This window comes from Pseudomonas canadensis, assembly GCF_000503215.1.
Classification (GTDB): Bacteria; Pseudomonadota; Gammaproteobacteria; order Pseudomonadales; family Pseudomonadaceae; genus Aquipseudomonas; species Aquipseudomonas canadensis.
The window spans coordinates 1-15,725 of sequence record NZ_AYTD01000004.1; the positions used below are offsets into that span (position 1 = coordinate 1).

General features: G+C 59.4%; 13 protein-coding genes. 5 read left to right on the forward strand and 8 right to left on the reverse strand.

Annotation, left to right across the window (positions count from 1 at the left end; translation table 11 throughout):
- The 3 genes from U367_RS0102690 to U367_RS0102700 form a co-directional block, all read right to left on the reverse strand.
- On the reverse strand, window positions 1-1,949 hold a 1,949-nt coding region (locus U367_RS0102690), incomplete at its 3' end, for an RHS repeat domain-containing protein (RefSeq protein WP_028615625.1).
- Window positions 1,950-2,147: 198 nt separating this feature from the next.
- Entirely contained in the window at window positions 2,148-3,629 is a 1,482-nt protein-coding gene (locus U367_RS0102695; RefSeq protein ID WP_028615626.1) for a methyl-accepting chemotaxis protein, read from the reverse strand.
- Between the two features lie 96 nt (window positions 3,630-3,725).
- The gene (locus tag U367_RS0102700) at window positions 3,726-4,532 is read right to left on the reverse strand and encodes a TatD family hydrolase (RefSeq protein ID WP_028615627.1); all 807 of its coding nucleotides are present in this window, start codon (window positions 4,530-4,532) and stop codon (window positions 3,726-3,728) included.
- Window positions 4,533-4,769: 237 nt separating this feature from the next.
- Between U367_RS0102700 and U367_RS0102705 the strand changes: the two genes are divergently transcribed.
- The 3 genes from U367_RS0102705 to U367_RS0102715 all read left to right on the forward strand — a co-directional run bounded on the left by U367_RS0102705 (window position 4,770) and on the right by U367_RS0102715 (window position 7,285).
- Window positions 4,770-6,191: an MltF family protein gene (locus U367_RS0102705; RefSeq protein WP_028615628.1), complete on the forward strand. Its 1,422-nt coding sequence runs from the start codon at window positions 4,770-4,772 to the stop codon at window positions 6,189-6,191.
- A 103-nt stretch (window positions 6,192-6,294) separates the two neighbouring features.
- The gene (locus tag U367_RS0102710; RefSeq protein WP_028615629.1) at window positions 6,295-6,729 is read left to right on the forward strand and encodes a DoxX family protein; all 435 of its coding nucleotides are present in this window, start codon (window positions 6,295-6,297) and stop codon (window positions 6,727-6,729) included.
- 247 nt (window positions 6,730-6,976) lie between these two features.
- Window positions 6,977-7,285: a hypothetical protein gene (locus U367_RS0102715; protein ID WP_016975361.1), complete on the forward strand. Its 309-nt coding sequence runs from the start codon at window positions 6,977-6,979 to the stop codon at window positions 7,283-7,285.
- A gap of 4 nt (window positions 7,286-7,289) precedes the next feature.
- On the opposite strand, the gene U367_RS0102720 is transcribed toward U367_RS0102715, so the two are convergent.
- The 3 genes from U367_RS0102720 to U367_RS0102730 are packed head-to-tail and all read right to left on the reverse strand — an operon-like array spanning window position 7,290 to window position 10,684.
- Entirely contained in the window at window positions 7,290-9,020 is a 1,731-nt protein-coding gene (locus U367_RS0102720; protein WP_028615630.1) for a Gldg family protein, read from the reverse strand.
- Between the two features lie 15 nt (window positions 9,021-9,035).
- A complete protein-coding gene (locus U367_RS0102725) occupies window positions 9,036-9,761 on the reverse strand; it encodes an ABC-2 transporter permease (protein WP_028615631.1) in 726 nt (241 codons plus the stop codon).
- Complete coding sequence (locus U367_RS0102730; RefSeq protein ID WP_028615632.1) at window positions 9,758-10,684, reverse strand: ABC transporter ATP-binding protein; 927 nt, start codon at window positions 10,682-10,684, stop codon at window positions 9,758-9,760. The genes U367_RS0102725 and U367_RS0102730 overlap by 4 nt, the downstream gene beginning before the upstream one ends.
- A 217-nt stretch (window positions 10,685-10,901) precedes the next feature.
- On the opposite strand from U367_RS0102730, the gene U367_RS0102735 reads away from it, so the two are divergent.
- On the forward strand, window positions 10,902-11,891 hold the full coding sequence (locus tag U367_RS0102735; protein WP_028615633.1) for a hypothetical protein: 990 nt from the start codon (window positions 10,902-10,904) through the stop codon (window positions 11,889-11,891).
- Window positions 11,892-12,004: 113 nt separating this feature from the next.
- The gene (greB, locus tag U367_RS0102740; protein WP_016972352.1) at window positions 12,005-12,478 is read left to right on the forward strand and encodes a transcription elongation factor GreB; all 474 of its coding nucleotides are present in this window, start codon (window positions 12,005-12,007) and stop codon (window positions 12,476-12,478) included.
- A 43-nt stretch (window positions 12,479-12,521) separates the two neighbouring features.
- Here the strand turns inward: greB and U367_RS0102745 are convergent, their stop codons facing one another.
- Together U367_RS0102745 and U367_RS0102750 are read right to left on the reverse strand one after the other, a co-directional pair.
- Window positions 12,522-15,032 carry an ABC transporter permease gene (locus U367_RS0102745; protein WP_028615634.1) on the reverse strand — a complete coding sequence of 837 codons (2,511 nt, stop codon included), beginning with the start codon at window positions 15,030-15,032 and terminating at the stop codon, window positions 12,522-12,524.
- Complete coding sequence (locus U367_RS0102750) at window positions 15,032-15,715, reverse strand: ABC transporter ATP-binding protein (protein ID WP_005786391.1); 684 nt, start codon at window positions 15,713-15,715, stop codon at window positions 15,032-15,034. The genes U367_RS0102745 and U367_RS0102750 overlap by 1 nt, the downstream gene beginning before the upstream one ends.
- Between the last annotated feature and the right edge of the window lie 10 nt (window positions 15,716-15,725).

The following is a 15,725-nucleotide window of genomic DNA, read 5'->3' on the forward strand; positions in this document are numbered from 1 at the left end:
AAACTCGCGCCACCGGCCAAGCCACGCTCAAGAATGACGTGCTGCTCGTCGTACCGATAAACCTCGCTTTCGCCTACCGCATTGGTCGCAGAAACCAACCGACCCGCCACGTCATAGGCGTAGGAAACAACGTTCTGCTCCGTCACCCAGACAAACGGACCGTCATCGACGGCCCGCTCAATCTGGTAGTCCACCGCCACAATGCGACCCAACGCATAGCGCAAAAACAACGAGCGCCCGACGCCGTTATCCAGCCGCTCAATCTGCCCCAGATAATTCCGGGAAATGCGCAACCGGTTGTCATACGCATCGCTGATCGCCGTCAGCACACCGTCGCGAAAATGGTAGAAGCGCGCCCCTTGAGACAGGACTAACTCATCGGGCAATGACCCCAAGTAGATCGCCGCTTCGGCCAGGCTGTTGGTAATCGCCGGTCGAGAGTTAGAAGGCAGGGGCAGGGTAGTCGACCGATTCTCATGATCCGTCCACACCACCGAATCCCCGGAAACACTCAACCGATGCGCCAGCGAGTGACTCCAGCCAAACCCCAACCCACAATCCACTTCCACCGCGCTGGTGCGATACAACCGGGTCCACTCAAACGGCAAGATCCCGTCCAGCGCGCCATCGGTGAGCGTCAGCAACTCCTCGCCCGTGACCATCGACACCGGGCAGCCGTTAGTGGCCGTCTTGTCCGACGACGCCGCCGCATCCCCAGCCGGATTCTTCCCAACAGCAGGCGCATCATCCACATGTTCATGGCGCACCAACACCGTCCGCTGGGTCTTGTCCCGCACCACCGGCACCGCGTTGGAAACCACCTGATCCCCAGCCTTCAACGGCACATCCGGAACCGTCCGAATCGGCGTCGCCGAGCTACCCAACAACATGGGCTTGGCCGTTTCGACATGCACGTCCAACCGAGGCCCGACCAACTGATCGGCCAACATCGCCAGCCACTTGCGCACCCGACCCGACTTGATATGCCCCAACACCTGCATACCCAGCCGAACCTGCACTCCCATGCCCCGTGTCGCCCAGATCAAAAACAGATTGATCAGAATCTCGCCGGTAATCTCGCCCACCAGTTCATACATATCCGGCGGCGGTAGCATGCGTGTCCAGGCGACCATTGCCGACAGATAGATGAACAGCAGCGGCTCATCGCTGAGCACCAGCAGGCCATGGGCGATGGCGTCCTTGCCCAGTTTCAGTAGCTCGTCCAGCTCGACCTGGGTGATGTACTTCAGCAACTTCTCGCTATTGGCCTCGAGGTCCGCCAACAGGTCGTACAGCTGTGTGACGTTATCCCAGAGGTTATAGAGCGCCTTGCCAATCCCACCCGCCAACGCCACGCCTTGCATCGCACTGCGCTCGAACGGCGTGGCGTTGGCGAAGTCCTTCCATCGCGGTTTGAAGGTCTTCGTCCATTCATCACGCAAACGCTCTTCCAGCCCGGCGATCACCGACTGATAAGACGCATACAGCGCTTTGACGTGTGCCTTGGAAACGTTGGGGTAAAAAGTGATCTGGTAACGCTGGTCGCGGATGCAATCGTTGACTTCAAGAATGCCGCTGGCGTCGATGGTTCGACGGATAGGGTCACCGAATGGCGTGCCGTCCGACCCGATGGTTTGCAGCATCACCGGCGTATTACCGATGGGCACAAACCGCGTACTTTCAAACATATGCACCAGGGTCAACGAGCCCTGGGCCTTGCAAACGGCCACGGTGCGATTGGGTTTTTTGGAAGACGCGGGAGCGACGAGGGAAACTTCCTGGCCGACCTTGAACACCTGCTCCACGTCCAGCGCCGAGCCGCTCCAGAAGCTCTCGGCCCATTCGTCAAATGAGCTCAAGCACGCGCTGAAGTCACGAAAGACGCTTTCCACGTCCGGCTTTTCGGCATTCATGGGTGACAGGACGAACTGCGCGATAACCGGAATCATGAAACGACCCCATTGGGTGGGGCACTGATAGAAAGGTGCATCGGCGGTCCCTCGCGCTGATTGGTCAGGCGAGAGACTTTGGAGAGGTTGGCTGAGAAAAGAAGTCGGCGTTATTCGCCGGGAGGGCTAGGAAGTTTCGCCAAAACTTCGGGCAAACCGAGGCTATGTTGTAGGCGGTGGATTACAGGGTGAACAGTCCTACAGCTTCAACTGCCCAATCGCTTTGCTCAACTCCCCGGCCAGTGTGGCCAGTTCATTGCTGGTGGTCGCCGAGTCAACGGTCTGTTGCACGGTGTTTTCGGTTACGTCGCGAATGCTGACGACCGCGCGGTTCATTTCTTCGGCCACGTGGCTTTGCTGTTCGGCGGCGACAGCGATCTGGGTGTTGCTTTCGCGCATCTGCGCCACGGCACCGGTGATTTCGGCGAGGGCGGCGCCCGCTTCCTGGGCCTGCTGCACGCAGTCGTCGGCCTTGAACGAGCTTTCCTGCATGAAGTCCACCGCGTCGCGGGTGCCGGCTTGCAGGGCCGAGACCATGCGGGTGATTTCGTCGGTGGAACTTTGCACGCGCTTGGCCAGGTTGCGCACTTCGTCGGCGACCACGGCAAAGCCACGGCCCATTTCCCCGGCGCGGGCGGCCTCGATGGCGGCGTTGAGGGCGAGCAGGTTGGTTTGCTCGGCGATGCTGTGGATCACGCTGACCACGCCGTTGATTTTCTGGCTGTCCTCGGCAAGCTTCTGAATCATTTCGGCGGTTTGTTGCACACCGGTGGACAGGCCGGCAATCGAACGTTGCACGCGGGTGACCACTTCCTGGCCGCTACCGGCAAGGGTGTCGGCGGTCTGGGACAGATCCCTTGTGGCGCCTGCGTGCTGGGCAATGTGATAAACCGTTGCAGTCATTTCGTTGATGGCGGTGGCGGCCTGGTCGGTTTCGCTTTGCTGGCCGAGCATGCCGTGTTGCACCTCGTTCATGCTGCTGGCGAGGCGCGCGGCGCCGTCGTCCAGCTGTTGGGCAGTACGCGCTACGGTGCTGACCACTCTCTGGTAGCCGGCCTGCATTGCGTTGAACGCGCTGGCCATCTGGCCGACTTCGTCCTTGCACGCCAAAGGCACGCGGGCCGACAGGTCGCCGGTTTTCTCTACGTGCAGCATCACGTCCTTGAGAGTGTTGAGTTGGCTGAGCAGGAAGCGGATCAGCAATTGCGAGGCACCGAGCATCGCCAGCATCAGGATCATGACCGCCACCGCATAGTTGGCGAAGCGCTCTTCGAACACCTGGCTCAGGCTGGGCGCGTAGGCAAGGACGGCAGCATATTGACCATCAGGGCGGGCGACGACTTCGGCGCCCACCAGCGGGTTCTCGCCGAAAACAGGCATGTGATTGAGCTCGATCCAGCCCGTGGCGCTGCCAAGGGCTGACAGATCCTGGTCGGCCAGTTGTGGGACTTGGCCGCGTTTGAACGTCAGCCAGTGCTCGCCCTTGGGCAGTGCTTCCCCAGCCGGCCAGGCGCCAAGCAGCCGCGCTTGTGCCTGCGCCGAGGCGTGGGAGGCTGTGCTGCGCGCCTGTTGTTCAAGCTGCACGGCATACAGCACCAGCAGTAGGGTCGTAATGAACGCGACCGCGTTGACGGCCCAGAATTTATATTTCAGCGAGATATTGCTAAGCCAGGCACCCATGGAAGGTTTTCTCTGATAGCGGAAACAGCATTGGCAAGGTGCCATTATTGTGCCGCTATTCAGGGAGACGGTTTTGACGTGGGTCAATGCGCCGCATCAAACCACTTCAGGCAGCCCAAAGAAGCGGCGGGCGCATGCCGTGCTGTTACGGGCGAGGTCTTCCATGCTTTCGTTGCGGTGCAGGGCGACTTCGCGCAGGACTTCCGGCAGATATGCCGGCTCATTCCGGCCATTTTTCGGCTTGGGGCGCAGGGTGCGCGGCAGCAGATAGGGGGCGTCGCTCTCCAGCATCAGACGGTCACGGGGGATTTCCCTGACCAGTGGGTGCAGGTGTGTCCCACGGCGTTCGTCGCAAATCCAGCCGGTGATGCCGATGTACAAGTCGAGGTCGAGGTAGCTGAACAACGCCGCCTGTTCACCGGTGAAGCAATGCACCACGGCGGCGGTGAGGTGGTCGCGGTAGTCCTTGAGAATTTCCAGCAGGCGCTGGTTGGCGTCACGTTCGTGGAGAAACACCGGCAATTTCAGCTCGACGGCCAGGGCCAAGTGTTCTTCCAGGACTTTTTCCTGCTGCGGGCGCGGGGAAAAGTCCCGGTTGAAGTCCAGCCCGCATTCACCCACCGCACGCACGCGGCTTTCGCTGAGCAAAGCGCGCAGACGCTGGGCGCTGTCGCCGTTCCAGTCGCTGGCGGAGTGGGGGTGGATACCGGCGGTGCTGAACAGGCGTTGGCCGCTGTCATCGAGTTTTTCGCACAACGCCAGGGCCTGTTCGCTGCCCTCGATGCTGGTGCCGGTGAGCACTAATTGCTGTACGCCGGCAGCATAGGCGCGGTCGAGTACCGCTTGGTGCTTCTCGTCGAAACTGGGGTTGGTCAGGTTGACGCCGATATCAATGAGTTGCATGGTGCTATCTCCGCCTGCGGCCGGAAAGCATATCAGAGCTGTAGATTTATAAGAAAAACGAAGAACTACAACGAGTTATAGCTGTCTTTGAACGTCGCAAGTGACATTGTGGTCGGCCAGCCGCCTTTCACCCTGCCACCGTTGCGCGCCTTGCCAGCGCATAAAGCGCTCTGTTTCTGACTCCCACCGCCTCGTTTTTCGCGAGGGCGTTGGCCAGTATTCTTTTCCGGAGAGCGGATGATCCGACCCTCGGCGTTGCTTATGTTGTGCCTGACGTTGCTGCTGCCCATGGCGGCGGTCGCGCGTCTGGACGGGCCGCTGGAAGTCACCAAGCCCAGCAAGGTTCGCGACCTGGCGGAGATTCGCTCCAGCCGCACCCTGCGCGTATTGGTCAACCAGAGCCGTAACAGTTCCGGCGAGGTCCAGGGCCAGGCTATTGGTGTCGAATACCATCGCCTGCGCGCTTTCGAGCAATACCTCAATGGTCATGCCCGCGATGGCCAGGAAATCAACCTCAAGATCATTCCCAAGGCCAAGGACCAGTTGCTCGGCGCGCTGGCCCGTGGCGAAGGCGACCTAGTGGCGCCGGGTGAATTGCTCGATGTGAAGGCTGCGCACAAGATCAGCGCCAGCGACCCGATTGTCAGCGATGTACCGCTCTGGCTGGTGGGTGTGAAGGGCGAGCGGCGGTTTACCAAATTGGAACAACTGTCCGGTCGCACCCTGGCATTGACCACCGGCAGCGCGGCGGCGGACGCCATCAGCCAGGTCAACCAGAAACTGGCCCTGCACAAGCAACCGCCGGTGAAAGTGGAGTGGGTGGACCCGACACTGGCGGTGGAAGACGTACTGGAAATGGTCCAGGCCGGCATTTTTCACCTGACGATTGTTGAAAAACCGATTGCTGAACGCTGGTCGAAAATCCTGCCCAAGTTGCGCTTCGATAAGCAGGTGGCGATCAGCGAGCCGGGCGACGAGTACTGGTTCGTGCGCCAGGATGCCTCAATGCTGCGGGCCAGTATTGATCGATTCCTCAAGACCTACCGGACGCCTTCCGACCAGGATGTGGCTTTCCAACGTATCTACCGTCGCCTCTATCAAGTACGCAATCCACTGGCCCGCGTCGACCGTCAGCGCCTGGAAAAACTGCGCCCGGTGTTGCAAAAGCACGCCCGTGAGCAGGGCATGGATTGGCTGAACCTGGCGGCACTCGCTTTCAAAGAGTCGGCGCTTGATCCTGGCGCCCGCAACAGTGGCGGTCCCACCGGCCTGATGCAGATCACGCCCTCGGCAGCGCAGCGAGTGGGAGTCAACAATATCGAGAGCCTCGACAGTAACGTGCAGGCGGGCGCGCGCTACTTGGCGATGATCCGCCGCAAGTTCTTCGCCAGCCCCAAGCTCAACGAGCGCGAGCGCATGGCGTTTGTGCTGGCGGCCTACAACATGGGGCCGGAGCGGGTGCAGGGTATGCGCACCGAAGCCAAGCGCCGGGGGCTGAACCCCAATCAGTGGTTCTTCCAGGTTGAGCGTATTGCCATGGAGCAGGTAGGTATGGGCGGCGTCAGCTATGTTAATAGCGTCAACAAGTACTATTTGGCGTTCGATCGGGAGCGGGAGTCTCTGGAGCCGCCAACGCCGAAAATCGCCTCACGGAAGTAATCGATTTTATCGATGTTAATCAGGCATTTTTTCGGCTTTTATCATTGCCTAAACTGATTAATATAGCGGCCAACCAACCCCTACTTAGAAAAGGATTATCACGATGAGCCCACTGATCAAAAGCATCCTGTCCACCCGCGCCGGTTACGGCCTGACCATTCTACGCATCGTTGTCGGCATAATCTTTGCCGCCCACGGTTCGCAAAAACTCTTTGGCTGGTTTGGCGGCTACGGCCTGGCGGGTACTGCCCAGTGGATGGAAAGCATTGGCCTGGCGCCAGGTACCCTGATGGCATTGCTGTCGGGCGGCACCGAATTCTTTGCTGGTTTGGCTCTGATCATCGGCCTGCTGGCTCGGCCTGCGGCATTGGGCCTGACCATTCTGTCGCTGGTGGCGATCTTCTCGGTGCACATCCATAACGGCCTGTTCATGGCCAACAACGGTTATGAGTTCGCCCTGGCCTTGCTCGGTGGCTCGCTGGCGGTACTGCTGGAAGGTGCCGGCAAGCTGTCTGCGGATCGCGCCATCGCCAACTGATCCCCGTAGAACCTTCAAGAGGCCCGCCCTGTGCGGGCTTTTTGCTGATCGGGATTCTTGACACCGCCCCACCGGCTTCTCTAGGATGCCGCTCATGCGCCGATTTAAACAGCTAATTGCGGGGCGCCATGGGTGATCGTTATCGGTCCCGACAGAAGCATGTTCCATGCTTCGAAATTCCGCTAAAGCGCTGGTTCGGTGTTGCCTCTCACCTGCCCGCAGACTTTTGAGGCAGAGACACGACACAATGAATGCACTACGCCCCCTGATACGCCTGGCCCCGATCACCGCGGACCTCACTCAACGCAATCCTAAAATTCTCTTGGGCGGCAAACACCAGCCGACGCTGTTGCGCTACCTGGACGGCTGGCCGCGTCGTACGGGCCGACCATCCGCGTTCCTGATCCAGTTTGTCGAAGATGGCGATTCTCTTGCGCGGTTTGCCAGCAACAGTTTTGACCTTGCGGTTATCCAGGCGCCCAGTGCTGGCGACGCCGATGAGGTCATCCGTCAGTTGACTCGCATTGCCCGGCAAGGGCTGATCGCCCGTCGTTGAGCGTTCAGTGAATGAGGTTGCCGGCTTTCAGCCGGCGACGGCGTTGGCCCAGAAAGACCAGCCAGGCGATCAGGCATAAGGTCACGGGTATCGCAAAGGTCACCGTCAGTTTTATAACCCACTCCAATCGACGCACCTGGGCATAGGCTTCGTGCTCCAGGGTATGCAGTTCCATGGGCAAGCGCAGACGTTCCTTGTTGAGTGCCTGCAGCTGAGTGGTGGTGTCCACTGCCTGGGTGCCAAGGGCGGTTGTCCACGGACTAAGCCGCTGCCATTCCTGCTCAGTGCGTTGCAGGCGCCGCTCCAGCTCGCCGGCTTTCAGACGATAGGCCTGTTTCGCGACGTTGCGCATGCGCTCCAACCTGTTTGGCGACGTTTCCTGAGGCGCGCGCGGGCGAATGGCGGCGAGTGTGTCGGGGACGGACAGATTGTCGAGGGTATTCAAGACAAACAGCGCGTTGCCGTCGGGCGCCGAATCGTTGACCTTATCCATGAGCATGTCCGTATCGGCAACCACTACAGCATGAATCTGTGCCGCTTTCTGCAAACCGGGCGGCTGCCCCTTGATGCCATCGGGAAACACCGAATAGCTCGGCCCCTCGATACGCGCAGCAATCACATGCTGTCGTTCCTGCTTCGATGCCTCTTCAATCAATGCGTCGATCGCAGCCGCGCTTGTGAGGCCATTAACGTCCAACAGGACAGACTGTTCGGAACTGTGCAGGAGCGGGGTGAAGGTCGTGCGGCTCTTGCTCAAGGGGGAGAGGGCGCCACTGCTCGATACCGTCACCCTGCTGAGGTTCCATGTGCTGATGTCATGGGTGTTCATTGCCTGGCGAGGCAGGTTCAATCGGACCTGATTGGGCGCACCCTGTGTCTCCCTTGGCGTGTAGACGTCGTCCACCACCAGCTGGTCCGCCGGCATCTGGATACCCCAGGCGGCCAGTAACTCGCTCAGCCGAGTGTTGCCTGAAGGGAGGTTTGGGCGTTGTTCAGTCAAAGGGTCGATAAACATCATCAACCTGCCGCCCTTCAATACAAATTGTTCAATGGCATACACAGTTCGCTCAGGCAACACCTGAGGATGCACGACCATCAGTGTTTTGATCTGCTGGGGGACGGATGCGGCAGCCGGTTCCAGATTGACCAGGTCGAATTCCTGCTGCAGTTCCTGCAACAGCCGGCTTGCGGATTTGTCCATCGCTAATCCCGACAATAGCGCGATGACCGGGCGCTCGGGGTGCTGCAATTTATACAGCAGATGGCCGATTTCATACTCAAGCAAGGGCTCCTGGTCGAGGCTGAAGGAGCCAATACGTCGTACACCGTGACCAACACGGGTGCCGATAAGGCCGAGAAACCCAGCATTGTCGTCTAGCCCGGACAGTCGGGCCTTGTAGGCATCCTCCGAAAAAGGGGCCGGCTCAATAAGGTGCAGGTTAATCATGCCGTTGGCCGTTTTCTCGTACTCCTTGAGCAGGTCTTCAATACGCTTGCTGTAGCGTTGCACCGCGTAGCTTCTTTTCGGGTCGTTGCTGGAGTTGAAGTAATACAAGTCCACTGGGTCTTCCAGCGTAGTGAGCAGCTGTTTTACCGCAGGCGCGAAGGTATGAATTTTGTGTTCAGAAAGATCCCACCGTATATCAGGAAGTTTGCCTATCCAAACCAGGTTGAACGCCAGGAAAAGCAGGAAGGTGACGGCGAGTGTCATGCTGGTGCGCAGCGAGGACCGCATTGAGGATTTCCCTTCTCAGCTGTGTGTATAGTTGAGTTTGACTATCGTCGCGGTGAGAAAGGCGAGGATCATACTGATGAAGTAAAGCGTGCCACGAAGTGTGAGTTTCCCATCATCGATGCTGCTGAATCGCAAAGAAGGGCTGAGGGCGGCCAAGCTGTCGATCAATCCGATAGGCGCTTGATGTTCAAGTGAGTCCAAGATGGAAGAAAGACCACTGGCTGTCAGAAGCAGGCCCAGGGTCAGTACGAAGATAACTGTGCGCTGGCGTACAAGCGTACAGATAAAACAACCGACCGACAGATAACTGCCCGCCAGCAACCAACTTGCGAAAAATTGCGAAGCAATAACACTGTTATCGATCCTGCCCAAGTAATTGGCAATGATGACGAGAGGAAGCATCAGCAATAGGGCTGTGCCTACCACCAGCCAGGCAGCGAGGAATTTTCCAATCACCCATTCATAGGTAGTGATGGGCATGGTTTTCATCAGCCCGAGAAACCCTGCACTGCACTCATCCGCCCAGAGTCGCGTGGCCAAGGCGGGAATCAGCAATAAGTACAACCAGGGGTGAAATTGGAAGAATACCTGCAAGTCACTGCTGTTCTGTTCCGGCCACGGGCTCACGTATCTTGCCAATGTCACTGACAGGATGAGAAAGGCGGCGATGTGCAGGTAAGTACTGGGTGTGCAGGCATAGCTGGCGAGCTGGCGCTTTAAAATGATGGGCAGTAGTTTCAAAGGGGCGCCTCCTGGCTCAGGTGGTGGACCACATCATTCAGGCGACCTGGTTCCAGGCTCAATGAGTTGATTTTCCAGCGGCGACTGGCAATCAGCGTGTTGATATGGGGATAGATGGTGTGCCCCGGCATGGCGAGTACCGTCACTGTACCGGGTGCATGTCGATGCTCTTCGATGCCAGCCACGCCGGGCAGTACGGCCAAGGCCAGCAGATCCAGTGGAGTGTCCGCGGCCAGGGTCACTGCCTGGAAATGCCGTGAGTCGCGTTGTAGATCGGGCAGTGGGGTGTCGGCGACCAGGCGACCGCCCGCGATGACGAGTGCGCGTTTGCACAACTCGGACAGTTCATCGCAGTGACGAGAGGCGATGATCACTGTCATTTCTTGCGTCAATGACTGGATAAGTGCCCTGAAGGAATGCTTCTGTTCAGGTGCGAGCCCTTCGGTTGGCTCATCCAGCAGCAACAAGGCAGGGTTATGCAGGACGGCCTGGGCGATGGCGACTTTGCGTTTCCAGCCGATGGAGAGGGCATCGAGGGGGGCATCGAGCACCGGAAACAGATCCAGTCGCGCGACAGCCTGCTCCAGCCGCGCGCGTTTTTCGGCGCCGTGGAAGCCGCGAACGGCGGCGATGAATCCAAGGAACACTTTGACGGACATCGTGGGATGGCCAAGGTCCATGGACAGTTGATAGCCAACGAGTTGCTTTGCTTTAAGTGCACGGGTTTGGATATCCAAACCCTGGATGTTTATATAACCGCTGGACGGCTGCGTTGAACCTGCCATTAGGTCGAGCAGAGTTGTTTTGGCCCTATGATCCTTTCCGAACAATCCCAGGCATTCTTGTTGATTGGCGCTGAATGAAAGGTCGCTGAGTATAGTTGTGTTACCCGTGTGTTTTGTCAGATTGCTTATTTCGATCATTTTTTTACCGAAAAAGTTTGGCATGACGTAGGGGGCGTTAAAAAAGGGTACGGGTAATGGCCGTTTTTGGGAACGCCGATAACTCTTAATAAGAGAAGTCCTACGCGCCAGTTGGGCAGTCCGCTGAAACAATGTGATAGGTTGCGGAATGTCAAATTTTTGAATGTTTATCTGTTATTTAGATAAATTTCTGCCCTGCTCAGTGAGGTCTAATAGCATGATGCTGCTACGTACCCTTGTTCTTGAACGCGATGGCCAAGATGCTCCGGTTAACGGTGCATTGCTCTGTGGCTTTGCCATAGGTCAGACGGCCTCCAACTTTCTTGTCTATAGTCTGGATGAGGAAGTTGAACCGGAAAGTTCCAGGGTTTATATCGCCTCGTTACGTAAGAAAGTTGACCGATACTTCCTGGGTGGAGTTGAGTCAAGAGAAGATTTGCAGTTGGCATTGCATGTGTTTAAGCAAATCCTGACGTTGGCCGCTTCGGGGATGAAGGCGGGCGGAGTGACGGAAACCCAGGTGCTCTATCATTTTGTCGATTTGAAAGGCTGCAAGCTGCCGCCTGCCAGGCCCGAGGACCATCATTCGGTAATCATCAAGAAGGCGCTGGTGATGAAAGTGATCACCCTGGGCATGTCTGCGCCGACACAGCCGGCGATTGAAAACGCCTCAGTGATCGTGCCGTCCATTCGTTTCTCGTCGCAAATGACCTCTCCTCCTGCTAGACGGGGCAGCGCATCCGAGACTCCCCATATGCCTGTGGATGAACATCCCGTTGAGGAGATTCGACAGAGGCCTGTCGAAGCGCCCATCGTCAGGGCGCACGCCTCACCCGCTATCCAGCCTGAACTCGATGTACCTGCGCCACCGAAGCGCTCGCCAGCCGCGGACCACAGCACGTTGTTCGAAGTGGACAGCACGTTGACCAACCTTGCCCGTGTAGCCCAAGAGTTGACCCAGCAAAAACTCGCGGCAATCGAACGGGAGACGGCACTTGAGCAATGGCAGGCGCGATTGCAGCAGGAGCAAGGCCAGTTGGAAGAGAAGGTTCGAGCACTGGAGCAGCGCATCACTCAACTGCAAGAACAGTCGCTCGCGGTCAGCCAGAGAACAGAGTCTTTGAAGGTGATGACGTCGCACGTGTCGGGCTTGCGACAGAACCTGCGGGGCATGCTGCTTGAGCTGGACCAGGTGTTGGATAACTAGACTGGTCTGGCTACTTTCACGGGTTCATTTATCATCAACGCCAGCCAGCCGAAGGCCGGGTTTGAAATCCGGGCGTATCGGCACCTGTGGACACTGCCTGGGGATGTGAGCGTTTGAGTACCAAGCTGATTACCAAAGAAGGTCATGAAGCGCTGAAGAAGGAGCTGGATTACCTGTGGCGCGAAAAGCGCCCGGACACCACGCGCAAAGTGACCTGGGCGGCCTCGCTGGGAGACCGCAGCGAAAACGCCGATTACCAGTACAACAAGAAACTGTTGCGTGAGATCGACCGTCGCGTGCGTTACCTGCGCAAGCGCCTGGAAGACATGCGGGTGGTGGAGTACATGCCCGAGCAAGAGGGCAAGGTGTTCTTCGGCGCCTGGGTGGACATCGAGAACGAGCAAGGTGAGACCAAACGTTTTCGCATCGTCGGATATGACGAAATTTATGATCGCATGGACTACATCTCCATCGACTCACCCATGGCCCGCGCGTTGTTGCGCAAGGAAGTAGACGATGAGGCCATCGTGCAGACCCCGGGTGGAGAAGTGTGCTGGTGGATCACCGGCATCGAGTATGTGAAGTGAGCAAAATCGGTCCGCGTTCAGTGATGAACGCGGACCGACTGTTTCATCCTTCGCGTAGCACGGTCAGCGGGCTGGCGTTGAGTGCGCGGCGAGTGCCGAATACACCGGCACCGCCGATCAATACGGCACCGATTACCGGCAGCAACAACAGCCACGGATGAGGCTGCCAAGCCAGGTCAAACGCATAGCGATACAGTACAAAGGTCACCAGTTCGGTCCCCAGCGCTGCGAGCAGGCCGCTCACGGCACCCAGCAAACCGAACTCAATACGCCTGGCCTTGACCAGCAGCTTGCGTTCCGCGCCCAGTGCACGTAACAGCGCCCCTTGGCGGATACGCTCATCGAGGGTGGCTTGGAGGCCGGAGAACAGCACCGCCATCCCCGCCGCCAAGACAAACAGCAGTACGTATTCCACCGCCAGGGTCACTTGGGCGAGGATGCTGCGCAATTGTTCCAAGAGTGCTTCGACTTGCAGGATGGTCACCGCCGGGAAAGCACGGGACAGGTCGACGATCTGCTGGTCGTGCCCAGGCGCCAGGTAAAAGCTGGTCAGGTAGGTGGCGGGCAGGTCCTTCAAGGTGCCTGGTTGGAAAATCATGAAGAAGTTGGGCTGGAAGTTATCCCAGTTGATGGTCCGCAGGCTGGTCACCCGCGCTTCACGGTTTTCGCCGCCTACCGTGAACACCAGGTGATCATCGAGTTTGAGCTTGAGGCTTTGCGCCACCTTGGCCTCGACCGATACGCCGGGGATTTCATCGGTGGGTTGCTGTGACCACCACGAACCGGCGGTCAGGGCGTTGCCTGGTGGCAGGTCGGCAGCCCAGGTCAGGCTCAGGTCACGTTGTACCGCGCGATCGCCGCTGGAGTCCTTGCTGACGATTTCCTGCACGGGCTCGCCATTGATACTGATCAAGCGACCTGGCACCACCGGATACAACGGCGCGGACTGTGCCTGCAGTTCCAGCAGGCGGGCGCCGAACGCGTCCTTGTCGGCCGGCAGGATATTCAAGGCGAAATAGTTGGGAGCGTCCTTGGGCAGTTGGTTTTGCCAGGTGTCGAGCAGCTCGCCACGCAGCAGGGCGATCAAGCCCATGGAGAGCAGGATCAAACCGAATGCCAGGGATTGACCGGCTGCCGCCAGTGGATGACGCAACAGTTGGCCCAGGCCCAGTCGCCACGGCAACGAGGCGCGCGCCAGCAAGCGACGCAGGCTTTGCAACAGCAGCAGGAGCAGGCCGCCGAGTACCAGCGCAGCCACCACGCCGCCGCCGAGCAGGGCGAAGGTCAGCACCAGGTCGAGGCTCAGGCGCCACATGATCAGGCCCAGGGCAAACAGCGCCGCGCCATAGACCATCCAGGTACTGGAAGGGATCGGCAGCAGGTCGCGCCGCAAGACCCGCAGCGGTGGCACGCGACCCAGCGCAGCCAGGGGCGGTAGGGCGAAGCCGGCGAGGGCGACCAGCCCGGTGCCGATCCCGGCGATTGCCGGTAGCAGCCCGCCGGGAGGTACGTCTGCCGGCAGCAGGTCATGGAGGAAATAGAACAGGCCAAACTGCGCCAGCCAGCCGAGCAGGGCGCCGGTGAGGCTCGCCAGCAGTCCCAGTACGCTCAGTTGCAGGCTGAACAGCAACATGGCTTCACGTCGCGACAATCCCAGGCAACGCAGCAAGGCACTGGCGTCGAAGCGTCGGGTGGCGAAGCGATTGGCCGACAGCGCCACGGCCACACCGGCCAACAGCACTGCCACCAGGCTGGCCATGTTCAGGTAACGCTCGGCCTTGCCCAAGGCACCGCCGATCTGCTGGTTGCCGTCCCGCGAGTCCTGCAAGCGTTGGTTTGCGGCGAGCCCCGGCTTGACCAGGTCACGATAGGTTTGCAGCACGGTGCTGCCCTGTGGCCCGCGCCACAGTTCGCGATAACTCACGCGGCTGCCGGGCTGCACCACACCGGTGGCGTCCAAGTCTGCCAGATTGATCATCACCCTCGGTGTGAGGCTGTAGAAGTTGCCGGCACGGTCCGGCTCGTAGGTCAGCACGCGGGCCAGGCGCAGTGTCTTCATGCCCACATCGATGCTGTCGCCGACCTTGAGGTCCAGTGCCGTCAGCAGTCGCGCTTCCACCCAGGCTTCGCCGGGTTTCGGTCCGCCGCCTGGAGTTTCATCACCAAAGGGCGCAGCCGCGCTTTTCAGTTCGCCACGCAGCGGGTACTGCTCGTTGACCGCCTTGATGCTGGAGAGCTGGATGCCGTTATCGGTGGCAATGACGCTGGAAAATTCCACGACGCGGGCGTGATCCAGGCCCAGTTCAGTGCCTGAGCGGATTTGCTCTGGCCGTGCTGGCGAGCTGCCTTCAAGTACCAGGTCGGCGCCGAGGAACTCGGTGGCGCGCAACAGCATCGCACCATTGAGGCGCGCACCGAAATAGCCGATGGCGGTGCTGGCGGCCACGGCCACCAGCAAGGCGAAGAACAACACGCGCAATTCGCCGGCGCGGGCGTCGCGCAGCAGTTGGCGCATGGCAAGGCTGAACAGGCGCAATAGCGGCAAACGTGCCATCAAGGCTCCAGGGGCGCGACCATCAGGCCGGCTTCAAGGCGGATCAGGCGTCGGCAACGATGGGCCAGGCGCTCGTCGTGGGTGACCAGCACCAAGGTCGTGCCGCTCTCTTTGTTGAGTTCGAACAACAGGTCGCTGATGCGCTCGCCGGTGTGGCTGTCGAGGTTGCCGGTGGGTTCATCGGCAAACAGCACGTCCGGCTCCGCGGCAAAGGCGCGGGCAATGGCTACCCGTTGTTGCTCGCCACCGGAGAGTTGGCGTGGCGAGTGAGTCAGGCGTTGGCCCAGCCCGACACGCTCCAGCAGGTGCCGGGCGCGTTCGCGGGCATCTTTGCGGCCGTCCAGCTCCAGCGGCAGCATGACGTTTTCCAGGGCGTTGAGGCTGTCGAGCAGTTGGAAGGACTGGAACACGAACCCTACGTGCTCGGCACGGATGCGCGCGCGCTGGTCTTCGTCGAGGGTACTGAGCGCCTGTCCAGCCAGGGTGACTTCGCCGCTACTGGGCAGGTCGAGGCCGGCCAGCAGGCCGAGGAGGGTGGATTTGCCGGAGCCGGAGCTGCCGACGATAGCCAGGCTATCGCCCTTGTTCAGTTCCAGGCTCAGTTCGTGCAGGATAGTCAGTTCACCTTCCGCGCTGGGAACCACTTTGCTAAGGTTCCGCGCGGTGAGAATGCTTGCGCCCATGGAGAATCCG

Bases quoted from the DNA above. Each gene is read 5' to 3' on its own strand.
- U367_RS0102695 (WP_028615626.1), bottom strand. From the start codon at position 3,629: ATGGGTGCCTGGCTTAGCAATATCTCGCTGAAATATAAATTCTGGGCC.
- U367_RS0102700 (WP_028615627.1), bottom strand. From the start codon at position 4,532: ATGCAACTCATTGATATCGGCGTCAACCTGACCAACCCCAGTTTCGAC.
- U367_RS0102705 (WP_028615628.1), top strand. From the start codon at position 4,770: ATGATCCGACCCTCGGCGTTGCTTATGTTGTGCCTGACGTTGCTGCTG.
- U367_RS0102710 (WP_028615629.1), top strand. From the start codon at position 6,295: ATGAGCCCACTGATCAAAAGCATCCTGTCCACCCGCGCCGGTTACGGC.
- U367_RS0102715 (WP_016975361.1), top strand. From the start codon at position 6,977: ATGAATGCACTACGCCCCCTGATACGCCTGGCCCCGATCACCGCGGAC.
- U367_RS0102720 (WP_028615630.1), bottom strand. From the start codon at position 9,020: ATGCGGTCCTCGCTGCGCACCAGCATGACACTCGCCGTCACCTTCCTG.
- U367_RS0102730 (WP_028615632.1), bottom strand. From the start codon at position 10,684: ATGATCGAAATAAGCAATCTGACAAAACACACGGGTAACACAACTATA.
- U367_RS0102735 (WP_028615633.1), top strand. From the start codon at position 10,902: ATGATGCTGCTACGTACCCTTGTTCTTGAACGCGATGGCCAAGATGCT.
- U367_RS0102745 (WP_028615634.1), bottom strand. From the start codon at position 15,032: ATGGCACGTTTGCCGCTATTGCGCCTGTTCAGCCTTGCCATGCGCCAA.
- U367_RS0102750 (WP_005786391.1), bottom strand. From the start codon at position 15,715: ATGGGCGCAAGCATTCTCACCGCGCGGAACCTTAGCAAAGTGGTTCCC.